This window comes from Streptomyces sp. SolWspMP-5a-2 (assembly GCF_900091845.1).
Lineage (GTDB): Bacteria > Actinomycetota > Actinomycetes > Streptomycetales > Streptomycetaceae > Streptomyces > Streptomyces doudnae.
The window spans coordinates 25,347-39,997 of the sequence record NZ_FMCI01000314.1 but is presented as its reverse complement, the minus strand read 5'-3'; the positions used below and the strand labels follow the sequence as shown (position 1 = coordinate 39,997).

Below are 14,651 nucleotides of genomic sequence, written 5' to 3'. Positions count from 1 at the left end.
GGTGTCCGGCGCGCCGCCGCCGTCGTGTCGGCGGGCTCGGTGGTCGCGGCGGCCGCGGGGGCGTTCGCGGTGGCGTACGGGCTGCACGAGTACGTGGAGTACGCGGCGCGGCAGTTGATCGGCGCGCCCTCGGGCTGCTCGGTGTTCTGGGACTGGCTCGGCGCGCTGTCCGGCTGACGGCGGGTCGGCCGGGCGCCGCAGGTCAGGCCGTGGCCGGGGAGTCCTGCCGCCGGAGTCCCGCGAGCGCGGCGTCGAAGCGGCGCAGCAGCAGGAGCGCGGTGGCGGCGAGCCCGGTGAGCAGCCCGAGCCAGATGCCCACGGTGTCCAGGCGCAGCACGTGGGCGAGCAGCCAGGAGACCGGCAGCCCGACGGCCCAGTACCCGATCAGCGTGATGCGGAAGCCGCTCCTGGTGTCGTCGAGGCCGCGCAGCAGACCGATGCCGATGTTCTGGGCGCAGTCGAAGAACTGCAGGAACGCGGTGACGGTGAGCAGGTGGGTGGCGATGGTCAGGGCGCGGTCGGACCCGGTGTCGAGGAACGGCGCCAGCACGAGCCGGGGGAGCGTCAGATAGACGCAGCCGACGACGGTCATCACGGCGGCGGCGCAGGCCAGGGTGGTGTTCCTGATGCGGCGGGCACCGTCGTGGTGGCCGAGGGCGCGTTCACGGCTGACGTGGATGGACGCGGCGTGCGAGAGGCCCACGGCGACCTGGAAGACGATGTAGACGAGCTGGTTGACGGCGGTGTGCGCGGCGAGGGCGTCCGGCCCGAAGGAGCCCGCCATCAGCGCGGTGACGGAGAAGAAGCCCGCCTCCGAGCCGTAGGTGGCCGCGATCGGGACGCCGAGGCCGAGGAGCCGTCGCACGGTCGCCGGGTCGGCGCGGGTGAGGTCGAGGCGAAGGAGCGGGGCCAGCGTGCCGTCCCGCTTCGCGGTGAGGTACAGGGCGAGGCAGGACAGCAGGTGGACGGTGGAGGTGGCGATGCCGATACCCGTCAGCCCGAGGCGGGGCAGTGCGAAGGTGCCGTGGACGAGGATCCAGTTCAGTCCGGCGTTGACGGCGATCGAGGCGAGGGTGATCCGCAGCAGCGCCTGGGGGCGCCGCATGCCGACCGTGAACTGGCGGATCGCCTGGAACCAGAGGCAGGGCAGCAGCCCGGGGGCCAGCGCGTACAGCATGGTCCGGGTGAGGTCCACGACGGCGGAGTCCTGGCCGAGCAGCGGCAGGAGCTGCCCGACGAGGACCATCAGCAGCGCGCCGCCGACCCCGGCCAGGGTCGCCACCGCGAGACCGGCGCGGACGATGCCCCGGACCTCGTCGTGCGCCGCCTCCCCGGTGTCCCCGCCGCTCTGGTCCGCGTGCGGGTCGGCGGGTTCGGCAAGGGCGGCCGCGGCGGCGACCCGGTTGCCGACGGAGGTGACGAGGCCGACGCCCATCGTGCGGATCTGGTTGAAGACGACGATGGCGAGGCCGCCTGCGGCGAGTTCGGTGGTGCCCAGCAGCCCCATCATCACCGTGTCGGTGGTCGTGAGGGCGACCTGCGCGAGCTGGGTGAGGACGAGCGGGACGGCGAGGGCGCCGAGCGCGCGGCTGTCGCGGAGGAGGGTGGTCGGCATCGGGGTCACCGGTTCCCGCGGAGCTTGGTGAGGCGGTCCTCGACCTCGCGCTCGGTCGCGGGGCTGAGCAGTCCGTGGCGGCGCATCCAGTCGTCGTCGAAGACGGTGTCCAGGTACTTCTCGCCGCCGTCGTTGAGGAGGGCGACCATCGTGCTGCCCGGCGGGAGGGCGGGCAGGCGGGTCAGGGCCGCGTGCACGACCCCTCCGGCGGAGCCGCCGATGAGCAGCCCGGTCCTGGCGACGGCGCGGCAGGTGGCGAAGGCCGCGACATCGCCCACCTTGACGCCCTCGTCGATGAGGTCGAAGTCGACGAGGGCGCCGATCTCCGCGCCCTCGGGGGTTCCGGTGCCGGACTGGTGGTAGTCGTGGGCGGGCCCGCCGAAGGCGATCGATCCCTCGGGCTCGACCCCGATGACGGTGAGGTCGCCGATGAGCCTGCGGAGTTCGCGGCCGGTGCCGCACAGGCAGCCGCCGGTGCCGACCGCACCGACGAGGACGTCGAGGCGGCCGTCGAGCGCTTCGGCGATCTCGTGGGCGACGGGGAGGTAACCGACGCCGTTGGCGGGGTTGTTGTGCTGTTCGGTGAAGACGGTGTTGTCCGCGCCGCGGGCCATGGCCTCGGCCTGTTCCTCGCGGGCCGCGGTGTGCAGCGCCCCGCCCGGCATGTCGTCGTCGACGTAGACGAGTTCGGCGCCCAGGGCCCTCATCGCGCGCAGTTTGTCGGCGGCGGCGTGGTGGTCGACGACGGCGGTGAAGGTGTAGCCGCGCTCGGCGGCGATGACGCAGAGGCCGAGGCCGGTGTTGCCCGAGGTGGACTCGACGATCCGGCCGCCGGCGCGCAGTTCGCCCCCGGACTCGGCGGCGTCGACCATGGCGCGGGCCATGCGGATCTTCGCGGTGCCGGTGGGGTTGAACATCTCCAGCTTCAGCAGCAGGCGGCTGCCGGTCTCGGTGACGGCCAGTTCCAGCAGGGGGGTGCGGCCGATCAGGTCGGACACGCGGGTGACGACGGCGGGCCGCTGAAGGGCTCCGGGCATCAGGGGACTCCTGTGACGGGAAGGGAGCTGGGGGAGGGGAGTTGCGGGGGGAGCGTTGTGGGAGCGCGTCAGGTGAAGTGGCGGTCGAGGCGCCAGCGCGGCCTGACCTGTTCCGTACGGTCGACGACGACCTTGGGCGGCAGCGGCAGATCGTGGAAGGGGGACTCGTTGGAGTCCATCTGGTACCCGGCCGTGTTCGGGTAGAGCAGCAGGTCCCCGGCGCGCGGCGGGTGCGGGAAGGCGATCCTGCGCCAGGTGAGCATGTCCGACTCCAGGCAGGTCGCGGCGCCCACGCTGGCCGGGAACACCCCGGTGGGCGCGTCCGGTCGCGCCGGGACCAGGCGCGGGTCGGGCAGGTACTCGCTGTTGAACCACTGCTCGGACAGGCTCAGGCTGGTGCCGTCGACGGTGAGGAGCCGGTGGCCGTCGCGCTCCTTGACGCCCTGGATCCGGAAGACGGTGGCACCGGCCCGGTCGAGGAGGGTGCGTCCGGGTTCCAGGAGCAGTGCGATCCCGGCCTCCCGCAGCAGTTCGGCGACGGTCGAGGCGCGGTCGGCGGGACGGGTCGCGAGCAGCGCGGTCAGCGCGGCGGCACCGGCGACGGGCGAGTGGTAGGGGTAGAAGTCACCGGCTTCGAACCTCTTTCCGGCGTGGTAGTGGTCGGGTCGCTGGGTCTCCAGGAAGGCGTGCCAGCTCGCGGCGTCGGTGTAACTGACGGGCAGGCCACCGCCGATGGAGATCCGGTCCGCCGGGAGTCCGGCCTCCCGGGCCCTTCGGCACCGTTCGACCAGACGCGCGGTGAGGTCGGCGCGGGGCTGGAGGGCGTAGCCGGACAGATGGAAGCTGAAGCCCTCCGTCCGGATCGCCTCCCCGGCCGCGCGGCAGCGGGCCAGCGCGGTGTCCAGTTCGCCGTCGTCCATGCCGAACCGCGAGTGCGGCTGGGTGCCGGGCAGCACGCGCAGCAGCACCCGGGCGGGACGGGCCGTGGCCGAGCGGGCCAGGGAGATGACCCGGTCGAGTTCGTCGAGGGCGTCCACGGCGACGGTCGCGCCGTGCGCGAGGGCCAGGCGCAGCAGGACGGGGTCCTTGGCGGGACCGGTCACCATGAGGTGCTCGCCGCGCACCCCGTGGCCGAGGGCCTCGCGGAGTTCGGCGGCGGAGGCGACGTCCACGCCCGCGCCCGCCGCCGCGGCGCGTTCGACGAAGACGGCGGCCTTGTTGGCCTTCTTCGCGTAGTGCACGAACCCCGGGACGCGCGCGTCCGCGAGGGCGGCACGGAACGCGGCGAGGTTGGCGGTGAAGGCGTCGGGGAGCAGGAAGTGGAACGGGCCGCCCAGCGCGTGGGACAGCTCGGCGGCGAGTCCGCAGGCCACGATCCGGTCCGTCGCCGGGTCGGGCAGGGCGGGCAGCGCGGGCCAGCGGGCGGTGGCTACCTCCACAGCGCCACCTCCGTGCCCAGGCCCTGCGCGGCGGCGAGTTGGGCGAAGCGGTGCCCGAGGGCGATGTCGGTGACGACCAGGCCGCTGTTGTAGGCGAAGACGCGCTGCCCGTCGGCGGTGCGGACCTCCGACGCGCCGGAGAGGACGGCCGGCAGCTCCAGGTCGACCGGGGGCAGCGCGCCGTCGGCGTCGGCCAGGTCGGTCCCGGTGACCCGCATCTGCGCCTCGCTGGTGGCGACGACCCGGTCGGCGCGGTGCAGCGTGGAGGGTGCCAGGCCGTGTCCGACCAGGATCGTGGTGGCGTCGGGCCCGAGCCAGTCGGCCTCGACGGCGGCGGTGGTGTGGGCCCCCGCGGTCGCGACGACGACGTCGGCTTCCTTCGCCGCGGTCCGCAGATCGCCGACCACCTCCACGTCACGGCCGGGGAAGTGGCGGGCGAGTTCGGCGTGGACGGCGGCGACGCCGTCGGGGTGGGTGCCCGACAGCAGCAGCCGGTCCAGCGCGGGCAGGGTGGTCAGCAGGAACGGCAGGGCGAGACGGCCCTGGGTGCCGGTGCCGATGAGCAGCGCGGTCGACGCGCCGGGCGCGGCGCACTCGCGGGCCAGCAGCGCGGAGACGGCCGGGGTGCGCAGGGAGCCGACGCGCGAGCAGTCCATCATCGCGACCGGCAGCCCGGTGACGTCGTCGTAGAGGGTGAGGGTCGTGTAGTAGTGCTGCCGGTCGCGGCTCTCGCGCAGCCCGTGCTTGTACGACGTCTTGGTCGCGACGACGTCGCGGTCGCCGTCGCGGCCGAGCATCGCGTAGGCGACGGAGTGGCCGTCGGCGGGCTTGACGGTGAGCTTGCGCGGGTTGTCCGACCTGCCCGCGGCCAGCGTGCGGTACGCCTGCTCGACGGTGTCGACGACGTCGGTCAGGGAGATGTCGAGACCGGCGAGGTCGCTGGTGGACAGTACACGCAGGGTGGTGTCGTCGCGGTCCATGGAGGCGCCTTTCGCGAGGAGGGGGAGCGGGTCGTTCACACGGGCCAGGCGGTGAGCGCCGCCTGCCCGTAGCCGTGTTCGCCGCGTTCGGCCGCGGGGCGGGTGGGGCGGCCGGTGACCCGGGCGGAGGCGCGCTTGAGCCAGCGGTCGGTGCCGTCGTAGCGGGCCGTGAAGGGGACCCGCCCGTGGACGACGACGTCGTTGTCCACGACCAGGACGTCACCGGGTTCCAGACTCACCGCGACGGAGACACGGGCCAGTTCGGCGCCGAGCCGCCCGTACGCCTCCCGCCACCCGGCGTCGGCCCCGTCCAGCGGGGTGTAGGCGGGGTCGAAGCGCAGGGTCAGCCCGTCGGGTGCGGCGAACAGGGTCGGCACCGGGTCGGGGCGCCCGGCGAAGCGCCGGGCCTCCTCGTAGGCGTCGTCGGGCAGGATCGGCGCGACCGGCCGCCTGAGCCGCTCCACGTCGGCCGGGTCCAGGGCGGTGCGGCGGACGCTGGCCGCGGTGGTGGCGACGCGGTCGTGGTTGCGCATGCAGCACAGCAGCAGCAGGTGGGCGCGGCCGGGATGGAAGGCGTCCTCGGTGTGCGGGGTGAGCAGCACCTCGCTGGAGGCGCCGGTCTGTTCGCTCTCGTGTCCGGGCGAGGGGACGATGTTGTGGACGAACCGGCCGTCCTGCTGGCCGTCCCACGCGATCGGGGTGCCCATCAGGGCCGAGACCAGCAGCAGCGTCACGTCCCACAGGGCGCCCGCGTCGCCCGCGTCCGACCAGTGGCCGGGGGTGGGGCCGAGTTCGCGGTCGTCGAGGCGCAGGCCGCGCAGGACGAACAGGCCGTCGTCGGTGTCCACCGGGCGCAGCGCGTGCCGTACGGCGTCGGGGAGCCGGTCGCACGCGCCGGGCAGCGCGGTGAGCAGGGCGGGCGAGACGGCCGAGGCGTGGTCGGCCAGGAGTCCGGCCGCGAGGGAGGTCAGCGCGGCCGCTGCGGCGTCGTCGAGAGGGCGTACCGGGGCAGGGCAGGTGGGCACGGTGGCACCTTCCGGGGCAGGGCGGAGCGGAGCGCGGGCATGCGGCATCGCCGCACCGGCTCACGGGCGTGGGGAGGGGGGAACGGTCGTGCGGCGCAGGGCTCGTGGCGCCGCCCGACACCAGGGAACGTAACAACGCCGACTCGGTGAGGCAACCCTAACTCCCACGTTCGACTACATCAACGTAGTCTGATTTCGGGACGTTCCGCACGTGTCTGACAGCCCGTCAAATACCTTTCTGAGCAGGCACGTTGAGGAGTCCGGCGAACGTTCTCGTGATCGTTCGGGGGAGCGGAGGTGGCTTGCGGAGTCCGACTCGATTCGGTTAGGTGACCCTAAGAAAGACCAGTGCCTACCTGAGACGAGGACAGACGTGGGCGTCACCAGACGACAGCTGCTGCGGGCCGGAACCGGCGTGTCCGCGGCCGGACTTCTCGCGGCCTGCGGCGGCGGCAGCGACGGCTCCGGGGCGACCGCGGGGTCCGGCGGAGCCGACCGGCCCCGCACCGGTGGCACGCTGCGCGTCGGCGCCCTCGGACACGGCAGCGCCATCACCCGCGACCCGCACGGCACCCAGGCCAACGAGAGCGACTACCTGATCCTCGCCCTCGTCTTCGACACCCTCACCGTCCCCGGCGCCGCCAAGAACACCGCGCCCCGGCTCGCCGCGTCCTGGGAGTCGTCACAGGACCTGCGGACCTGGACCTTCCGCATCGCCGAGGGAGCCGTGTTCCACGACGGCACCCCGGTGACCGCCGAGGACGTGGTGTGGTCGCTGCAGCGGCTGCGCCGCACCCCCTCGGGCGCCGCCCGCCTGCCCGGCATCCAGGTCGGCAACATCAGCGCCCGCGACGACGGCACGGTCGTGGTCGTCTCCGACTACGCCAACGCGGACTTCCCCCTGATGACCCGCTTCTCCTCCTTCGTCCTGAAGAAGGGCACCAGCGACGCCGACATCGCCCGAGCGCCCGGCACCGGGCCCTTCACGCTCGACTGGTTCCGCGGCGGCAACGCCCGCCTGGTCCGCAACGACCGGTGGTACGGACCCGCGGTGCACCTCGACGCCATCGAGGTCACCATGTTCGAGACCCCGCAGGCGATGGCGAACGCCCTGCTCGCCGGTCAGATCGACCTCGCCTCCAACGCCGGCGCGGTCGCCGCCCGCACCGCCCGGTCCCGCGCCGACGTCCAGGTCCTGCGCCGCCCCGACGACATGGCGATGCCCATCGTCATGCGGACGGCGGCGGACAGTCCCTTCGCCGACCGGCGGGTCCGCGAGGCGATACGCCTGGTCGTCGACCGCGAGGCCATGGTGAAGCAGGTCCTGTCCGGCTACGGCACCGTCGCCAACGACATCCTCGGCACCGGCGACCCGCGCTACGCCAAGGACATCCCGCAGCGCGGGCGCGATCTCGTCCGGGCCCGGAAGCTCCTGCGCGACGCCGGGTTCGACCTCTCCAGGACCTACGAACTCGTCACCACCGAGGACATATCCGGCCTCGCCGAGTCCGCGACCCTCTTCGCCGACCAGGCCCGCGAGGCCGGGATCAAGGTCGAGGTCGTCAAGCAGGAGTCCGGCGCGTTCTGGGACCGGACCTGGAAGTCCGGCGACTTCTACACCAGTTACTGGGGCACCAACGACTCGGTGGTCTTCTTCGCCTCCAAGACGATGGTGAGCGAGGCGGGCCAGAACGAGGCCGCCTGGCACGACACCGGGTTCGACGCCGCCTACCGCGAGGTCATCGGCTCCGACGACCCGAAGCGCCGGGCCGCCGCGCTGACCGCACTCCAGCGGATCGAGCACGACCGCTCCGGCTACCTGCTGTGGGGCATGGCCGACGGCATCGACCTCGCCGCGTCCAAGGTGCGCAACCTGCCCAAGCTCCCCGGCTACGGCCGGGTGCAGCTCGAAGGCGTGTGGCTGCGGTGACACCGACGGCCGCGACCCGACGGGCGCCCGCCCCGGCGGCGGGCACCGCGCACCGGATCACCGCGACCGCCCTGCGGATCGCGGGAGTCGTCGCCCGCCGCGCCCTCCTGCTCGTCGTGCTGCTCGCCGTCGTCTTCGCGGCCGTCGAACTGCTGCCGGGCGACGCCGCCGACGCCGCGTCCGAGCGCGGGGAGAGCGCCGCCGACCTCGCCGCGCGGCGTCACCTGCTGGGGCTCGACCGGCCGCTGTGGGAGCGGTTCGCCGACTGGATGACCGCCCTGCCCGCCGGGGACCTCGGCACCTCAGCCCAGGGGCAGAAGGTCACCGACCTGCTCGCCGACCCGCTGCCCAACACCCTCGTCCTCGCCGCCAGCGCGTTCGTGATCACCGTGGTGTCGTCCCTGCTCCTGGGCTGCTGGGCCGCCTCGAAGCCCGGCGGCCGGGGGGACCGGATCGTCTCCCACCTGTCGACCGCCGCCTTCGCCGTGCCCGAGTTCGTCGTCTCGGTCTCCCTGCTGCTGGTGCTGTCCCTGTGGACCGGCTGGCTGCCCGCCGCCACCGTGACCGGGGGCGACGGACGCCCCGCCACCTGGACCATGCTGATCATGCCGGTGCTCGCCCTGGCCGTCCCGCAGACCGGCTGGAACACCCGCGTCGTGCGCGGCGCCCTGGCCGACCAGGCGTCCGCACCGCACGTCGAGGCCGCCCACCTCGACGGCCTGCCCCCGCACGTCGTCCTGCTGCGCCACCAACTGCCCGGCGCGGTCCCCGCCGTCGCCACCGGCCTCGCGACCTCCACCGGCCTGCTCTTCGGCGGGGCCGTCGTGGTGGAGACCCTGTTCAACTACCCCGGCGTCGGCAGCGTCCTCGCCGGCGCGGTCGCCGCCCGCGACACCCCCCTGATCGCCGGGGTCGTCATGTCCGCCGGAGCCGTCATCAGCGCCGTGCTGCTGGCCGCCGACCTCGTCCGCCACGCCACCCTGGGAGCCCGCGCATGACCGCCGCACCGCCCGCGGCCACGTACCGCCCGGCCCGCGGGGCGCGCAGACGGACCGTCACGCTCGTGGCCGTCGCCGCCCTGCCGCCGCTGCTGTCGCTCGCCGGGCCGCTGATCGCCCCGCACCGCCTTGGCACCCCCGTCACCTCGCCGTTCGCCACCCCCGGTGACGGCGCCGTACTGGGCGGGGACCTGCTCGGCCGCGACGTCCTCAGCCGGGTCCTGCACGGCGGCACCCCCCTGATCCTCGGCGCGCTCCTCGTCGCCACCGTCACCACCGCCGCCGCCACCCTGACCGGGAGCCTCGCCGTGCTGCGCCCTCGGGTGGGGCGCGCCGTCGAACGCGCCGCGGACGTCGCGATCCTGCTGCCGCCCCTGCTGGGCATCATGCTCATCGCCCTCGCCTGGCCCGGCGGCGGACGCTGGGCCGTCATCGCCGCCGCCGTCGTCCTCGGCACCCCCTACGCGGTGCGCGTCGTCGCCGCCTCGGCGGCACCGCTCGCCACCGCGGGCTGGGTCGAAGCGGCCCTCGGGCGCGGCGAGTCCACCGCGTACATCGCGCTGCGCGAGATCCTGCCCAACCTCCGCGCCACCGTCCTCACCCTCTTCGGACTCCGCTTCGTCGAGGCCGTCTACGTCATCTCCATGGCCGGATTCCTCCAGATCGGACCCCAACCACCCGCCTCGGACTGGTCGTTGATGGTCCGGGAGAACGCCCCCGGCGTCCTCCTCAACCCCTGGGCCGTCATCGCCCCCGGCCTGGCCATCGCCCTGCTCGCCGTCACCGTCAACCTGGTCACGCTCTCCCTGGCCCCCGACACCACCGCGAAGGCGGTCCACCGCGCATGAGCGACCCCGCCCCCGCGCCCACCCGGGCCCCCGGCTCCCGCGCGCCCGTCGTCACCGCGACCGGCCTCGAAGTACGCCTGCCGGACGGCTCCGTCCTGCTGCCCGCCACGACGGTCCGGATCCACGCCGGGCAGGTCACCGCCCTCATGGGCGCCTCCGGGTCGGGCAAGACCACCCTGCTGCGCGCGCTCGTCGGCCACCTCCCGGCGGGCGCCACCGCCACCGGCGCCCTCGACGTGCTCGGCCGCACACCGCACCTGCTGCCCGCCGGGGAACTGCGCGCCCTGCGCCGCACCGCCGTCGCCCTCGTCGGCCAGGACCCCGGCTCGGCCCTCGACCCGCGCATGACCGTACGCCGCCTGGTCGCCGAACTCGCCCCCGAATCAGGCGAGAAGGCCGTCCTCGACCTGCTCGCCGAGTGCCGTCTGCCCGTGGACACCGGCATCGCCGGGCGCAGACCCACCGCCCTCTCCGGCGGCCAGCAGCGCCGCGTCGCGCTCGCCCGAGCGCTGGCCCGCGCCCCGAGGATCCTGCTCCTGGACGAGCCCACCGCGGGCCTCGACACCACCGTGCGCGACGAGATCGCCCACCTGCTGCGCCACCTCGCGGACCGCCGCGACCTCGCCGTCGTCGTCGCCACCCACGACCCCCACCTCGCGCGCACCTGCGCGGACCACATCGTCCGGCTCACCCCGGAGCCCGCCGCCGTCCCCCGCGTCCGCGCGACCGCGCGCGCCGTCCCGGCCACCGCGGCGGACCGCGGCCCGGCCGCGCCCGGCCTCACCGCACAGGTGCGCGACGCCTTCTTCCCTGGCGACCGGAGACGACAACCCGTCCTGCGCGACGTCGAGTTCAGCGCCCCGCCCGGCACCGCCACCGCCCTCGTCGGGCCCTCCGGATCGGGCAAGACCACCCTGCTGCGCGTCCTGGCCGGACTCCACCCGGCGCACACCGGCCGCCTCGCCCTCGACGGCCGCCCGCTGGCCGCCCGCGTCCAGCGCCGCACCCGGGAACAGCAGCGCCGCGTCCAGCTCGTCCCGCAGAACCCGCTGGCCGCGCTCAACCCCCGCCGCACCGTGGGCCGGCAGCTCGCCCGCCCCCTGCGCCTGCGCCCCGGCCAGGCCGGGAGCGGCCACCCGGAGCGGGTCGCCGAACTCCTCGCCCGGGTCGGTCTCCCCGCCGACCACGCCGACCGCTACCCCGCGCAGCTGTCGGGCGGAGAGCGCCAACGCGTCTCCATCGCCCGAGCCCTGGCCGCCGGACCCGACGTGCTGCTCTGCGACGAGGTCACCTCCGCCCTCGACACCGAGACCGCCGAGGGCATCATGGACCTCCTCACCCGCCTGCGCGCCGAGCACCGGATGTCCCTGGTCGTCGTCTCCCACGAACCCGACCTGGTCGCCCGCCACACCGACACGGTCCACGTCCTGGACGACGGCCGTTTCCTGCGCGGCGGACCCGGCGCCCTCCTCGGGCACCCCGGCGGCGAGGCCCCGCGCTGACCCCCGGCGGGGTCAGGGGGCCCGCGGGGTGCCGTCTTCCGGGGATGCGGCGTGGAGCAGTTCGAGGACACGTTCCTCGTAGCGGACGCGGCACGGGCGGGCCCGGTGGTCAGGATGTGTTCAGGTTGCCGGTGGCACGGTCGGGCCATGACACAGGATCCCTCGCACACGGCGTCCTTCGCCGTACCCCGGTCGTCCGACGGCACCGCACACCGGACCCGCCGGAACAAGGTGCCCGAGCCGACCGTCTACTTCTGGATCATCAAGGTGCTCTGCACCACCGTCGGCGAGACCGCCGCCGACCTGCTCGCGCAGCGGGCCGGGCTCGGCCTGACCGGGGTCTCCGCGCTGATGAGCGTCCTGCTGGCGCTGGTGCTCGTCGCCCAGTTCCGCACCCGCGCCTACCGGCCGGGCGTCTACTGGACGGCCGTCGCCCTCATCAGCGTGGTGGGCACCCTGATCAGCGACAACCTGACCGACGGCCTGGGGGTCCCGCTGGAGCTGTCCACGGCCGTGTTCGCCGTGCTCCTGGCCGCGACCTTCCTCACCTGGCACCGCCGGGAGAGGACGCTCTCCGTCCACCACGTCGACACCACGGGCCGGGAGGCGTTCTACTGGCTGGCGGTCCTGTTCACCTTCGCGCTCGGGACGGCGGCCGGTGACCTCGTCGCCGAGCGGATGGCCCTGGGCTACCTGACGTCGATCCTGGTCTTCGCCGCGGTCATCGCCCTGGTGGCCGTCGCCCACCGCGCGCTCGGGCTCGACGCGGTGTGGAGCTTCTGGATCGCCTACGTCCTGACCCGACCGCTGGGCGCCTCCACGGGCGACTACCTCTCCCAGCCCACCGGCGACGGCGGACTGGGCCTCGGCACCGTGGTCACCAGCGCCCTCTTCCTCGCCGTCATCCTCGCCTTGGTCGTCCACCTGTCGGTGACCGGCAAGGACACCACGCCCGCGCCCACGACGGCCTGAACGGGGCGCCCCGCCGGGCCCGGCCGCCCGCTGGGCGTCCGCTCGCGGCCCGGTGGCCGTCCCGGATCAGCCGGGCAGCTCGGTGACGAACCGTCCGCCCCGGCCACGCGGTTCATAGGCGACCCTGCCGCCCACCGACCGGGTCAGCCGTACGACGAGGGCGAGACCGAGACCCGCGCCGTCGTGACCGTCGTCCGGGTCGGCCCGGCGGCCGGGCCGGAACAGGTGCGGGACGAACGGCGGCGGCACCCCGGGACCGTCGTCGGCCACCGTGACCCGCACCCCGTCACCCGCGGCCCGCGCGCAGAGCGTCACCGAAGTCCGCGCGTAACGCAGGGCGTTGGCGTGCAGCGGGCTGACGATACGTTCGAGGACGGCCCCGGACACACCGGCCCGCAGGTCAGGGTCGGCGTCGACCAGGACGGTGATCCCGGCGCGGCGCCCCGCCGCGGCGACGCCCTCCAGCACGGTCCGCACCCGGCACGTCCCCGGTGCCTCCGAACTGGCCGCGGCGGCACGGGAGTCGGTGAGCAGCGTGTCGCAGATCGACCGCATGGAGGACGCCGCGGCGGCGATCACGTCGTGCGCCCGCCGTGTCTCGTCGGCGCCGCGCGGCCGGGAGCGCAGCATCTCCACCTCCGCCACGATCCGGGTCAGCGGGGTGCGCAGTTCGTGCGACAACTCCGCGGTCAGTTGCTGCTCGTGGCGCAGCACACTTCGGGTGCGGTCCAGCAACACGTCGAGGGAGGCGCCCAACCGGTGCAGTTCCCGCGGAGCGTCAGCGGAGGCGAAGCGCCCGGTCGAGGACACGGCGCTCCACTGGGCGGCCCGATCGGTCATCGCGGCCACCGGGCGCAGCGCCCGGCCCACGGACAGCCGCGTCAGCAGGTAGGTGCAGGCCAGCGTCACCACCCCGAAGGCCGCGCACCCCGTCACCAGGGCGTCCGTCGAGTCGGCGTAGGGCGTCAGGTCGAGCGCCGCGACCACCCTCACCCCCGGGCGGCCGCGCACGACGCCGTCCGCGCAGAGCCTCCACCCCGTGTGCCCGTCAGAGGCGCCCACGGTCGCGCACGTCGCGGTCCGCCGCCGCGCCGTCCGCAGGGCCGCTCGGGCGAGCCGGGGATCGTGCCGGGCGCTCGGGGGCCGCTCGACGACGCGCGCGCCGTCGTAGATCCACACGTGGGAGTCGAGGACGTCGTCGTGCGAGGTCTCCCGGACGCGCACCCGCCCTCCGGACACGTCCACGGTGGAGGCGACGGCCGCGAGGGTGCCGCGCAGCCGGCCGTCGGCCTGGGACCGCACGTGCCGGGTCGCCACCGTGGCGAAGACGACGGTGAGCGTCGCCAGCAGCAGGGCGGCCGCGGCGACGGAGACCAGGGCGAGCCGTCCGCGCAGGGTCCTGGGAGCCAGGCGCCGAGGGGAGGCGGTCATGACAGGCGGTGCCCGACACCGCGCTGCGTGTGCACCGTCCGCGCGCTGCCCGCGCGGTGCAGTTTGCGCCGCAGCCTGCTCATGTACTGGTCGAGGGTGTTGTCACTGACCCACGCGCCGTCCGGCCAGCCCGCCCGCACCAGGTCGCGGCGGCGCACCAGCGTGCCCCGGGCGGCGACCAGAACGGCCAGCAGCCGGAACTCCGTCGGGGAGAGCGGCACTTCGGCGCCGCGCACCCGGGCGCTGAGGGAGACCGGATCGACCGCGACGTCCCCGATCCGCTGCTGCGGGCCGGGCGCGGTCCGCTTCAGCAGGGCGTGGATGCGGGCGACGAGTTCGCTCAGGTGGAAGGGCTTGACCAGGTAGTCGTCCCCGCCCGCGGCGAAGCCGGAGAGCCGGTCGGTGAGATGCCCGCGGGCGGTCAGGAAGACCACCGGCACGTCGACGCCGTTGGCGCGCAGCGCCTGGCACACGTCACGGCCGTCCGCGTCGGGCAGCCCGATGTCCAGCACCGCCGCCGAGATCGGGGGAGCGGCCAGTCTGAGCGCGGTCGCGCCGTCGGCTGCCGGAACGGGGACGAAGCCCTCCTCGGCCAGCCCCCGGCGCAGTACGTCGCGCAGCGCGTGGTCGTCCTCGACGACGAGAATCCTGTGGGACATCGGCCACCTTCCCGGGCGCGGTTCCCGTCCGGGCCGCCGGGCCCCCGCCCACCGCGCAACCGGGCCGGGACCGCGGACCGCCGCCGGACAGCTCTGATCAGCGACCCCATTGTCTACGACGTTGTAGTCGTTCGGGTGTGGCGGTCGCAACAGGCCCGCACCGCCGCGACCCGCCGGGACCGTCGACTCGGCCCGGGTCCGTGCGCGCCGACCCG

Annotated in this window: 12 protein-coding genes; 5 read left to right on the top strand and 7 right to left on the bottom strand. The window is 74.7% G+C overall.

What is annotated here, in order from left to right:
* Positions 1–202 precede the first annotated feature (202 nt).
* The 5 genes from GA0115242_RS30690 to GA0115242_RS30670 form a co-directional block, all read right to left on the bottom strand.
* A complete protein-coding gene (locus tag GA0115242_RS30690) occupies positions 203–1,615 on the bottom strand; it encodes an MATE family efflux transporter (protein ID WP_093834251.1) in 1,413 nt (470 codons plus the stop codon).
* Between the two features lie 5 nt (positions 1,616–1,620).
* Positions 1,621–2,652: a cysteine synthase family protein gene (locus tag GA0115242_RS30685; protein WP_093834245.1), complete on the bottom strand. Its 1,032-nt coding sequence runs from the start codon at positions 2,650–2,652 to the stop codon at positions 1,621–1,623.
* Between the two features lie 68 nt (positions 2,653–2,720).
* Entirely contained in the window at positions 2,721–4,091 is a 1,371-nt protein-coding gene (locus GA0115242_RS30680; RefSeq protein ID WP_093834243.1) for an amino acid decarboxylase, read from the bottom strand.
* Positions 4,082–5,071, bottom strand: a complete 990-nt coding sequence (locus GA0115242_RS30675; protein WP_093834241.1) for an ornithine cyclodeaminase — start codon at positions 5,069–5,071, stop codon at positions 4,082–4,084. Before GA0115242_RS30675 ends, GA0115242_RS30680 begins: the two co-directional genes overlap by 10 nt.
* Before the next feature lie 35 nt (positions 5,072–5,106).
* Entirely contained in the window at positions 5,107–6,096 is a 990-nt protein-coding gene (locus GA0115242_RS30670) for a TauD/TfdA family dioxygenase (RefSeq protein ID WP_256089796.1), read from the bottom strand.
* Positions 6,097–6,469: 373 nt separating this feature from the next.
* Between GA0115242_RS30670 and GA0115242_RS30665 the strand changes: the two genes are divergently transcribed.
* The 5 genes from GA0115242_RS30665 (at position 6,470) to GA0115242_RS30645 (ending at position 12,346) form a co-directional block, all read left to right on the top strand.
* Positions 6,470–8,026: an ABC transporter substrate-binding protein gene (locus tag GA0115242_RS30665; protein WP_093834237.1), complete on the top strand. Its 1,557-nt coding sequence runs from the start codon at positions 6,470–6,472 to the stop codon at positions 8,024–8,026.
* On the top strand, positions 8,023–9,024 hold the full coding sequence (locus GA0115242_RS30660; RefSeq protein ID WP_256089795.1) for an ABC transporter permease: 1,002 nt from the start codon (positions 8,023–8,025) through the stop codon (positions 9,022–9,024). Before GA0115242_RS30665 ends, GA0115242_RS30660 begins: the two co-directional genes overlap by 4 nt.
* Complete coding sequence (locus GA0115242_RS30655) at positions 9,021–9,872, top strand: ABC transporter permease (RefSeq protein ID WP_093834233.1); 852 nt, start codon at positions 9,021–9,023, stop codon at positions 9,870–9,872. The genes GA0115242_RS30660 and GA0115242_RS30655 overlap by 4 nt, the downstream gene beginning before the upstream one ends.
* Positions 9,869–11,374 (top strand): ABC transporter ATP-binding protein, encoded by a 1,506-nt coding sequence (locus tag GA0115242_RS30650; protein ID WP_093834231.1) that lies wholly within the window; start codon positions 9,869–9,871, stop codon positions 11,372–11,374. Before GA0115242_RS30655 ends, GA0115242_RS30650 begins: the two co-directional genes overlap by 4 nt.
* 147 nt (positions 11,375–11,521) lie before the next feature.
* Positions 11,522–12,346, top strand: a complete 825-nt coding sequence (locus GA0115242_RS30645) for a COG4705 family protein (RefSeq protein ID WP_093834229.1) — start codon at positions 11,522–11,524, stop codon at positions 12,344–12,346.
* A gap of 66 nt (positions 12,347–12,412) precedes the next feature.
* Here GA0115242_RS30645 and GA0115242_RS30640 read toward each other — a convergent pair whose 3' ends face one another.
* Positions 12,413–13,777, bottom strand: a complete 1,365-nt coding sequence (locus GA0115242_RS30640; RefSeq protein WP_093834227.1) for a sensor histidine kinase — start codon at positions 13,775–13,777, stop codon at positions 12,413–12,415.
* On the bottom strand, positions 13,774–14,436 hold the full coding sequence (locus GA0115242_RS30635; protein WP_093834225.1) for a response regulator transcription factor: 663 nt from the start codon (positions 14,434–14,436) through the stop codon (positions 13,774–13,776). The genes GA0115242_RS30640 and GA0115242_RS30635 overlap by 4 nt, the downstream gene beginning before the upstream one ends.
* Between the last annotated feature and the right edge of the window lie 215 nt (positions 14,437–14,651).

What these genes read in the sequence shown, in the direction of transcription:
- GA0115242_RS30690 (WP_093834251.1), bottom strand. Translation starts at nt 1,615, where the DNA reads ATGCCGACCACCCTCCTCCGCGACAGCCGCGCGCTCGGCGCCCTCGCC.
- GA0115242_RS30640 (WP_093834227.1), bottom strand. Translation starts at nt 13,777, where the DNA reads ATGACCGCCTCCCCTCGGCGCCTGGCTCCCAGGACCCTGCGCGGACGG.
- GA0115242_RS30655 (WP_093834233.1), top strand. Translation starts at nt 9,021, where the DNA reads ATGACCGCCGCACCGCCCGCGGCCACGTACCGCCCGGCCCGCGGGGCG.
- GA0115242_RS30645 (WP_093834229.1), top strand. Translation starts at nt 11,522, where the DNA reads ATGACACAGGATCCCTCGCACACGGCGTCCTTCGCCGTACCCCGGTCG.
- GA0115242_RS30675 (WP_093834241.1), bottom strand. Translation starts at nt 5,071, where the DNA reads ATGGACCGCGACGACACCACCCTGCGTGTACTGTCCACCAGCGACCTC.
- GA0115242_RS30685 (WP_093834245.1), bottom strand. Translation starts at nt 2,652, where the DNA reads ATGCCCGGAGCCCTTCAGCGGCCCGCCGTCGTCACCCGCGTGTCCGAC.
- GA0115242_RS30650 (WP_093834231.1), top strand. Translation starts at nt 9,869, where the DNA reads ATGAGCGACCCCGCCCCCGCGCCCACCCGGGCCCCCGGCTCCCGCGCG.
- GA0115242_RS30635 (WP_093834225.1), bottom strand. Translation starts at nt 14,436, where the DNA reads ATGTCCCACAGGATTCTCGTCGTCGAGGACGACCACGCGCTGCGCGAC.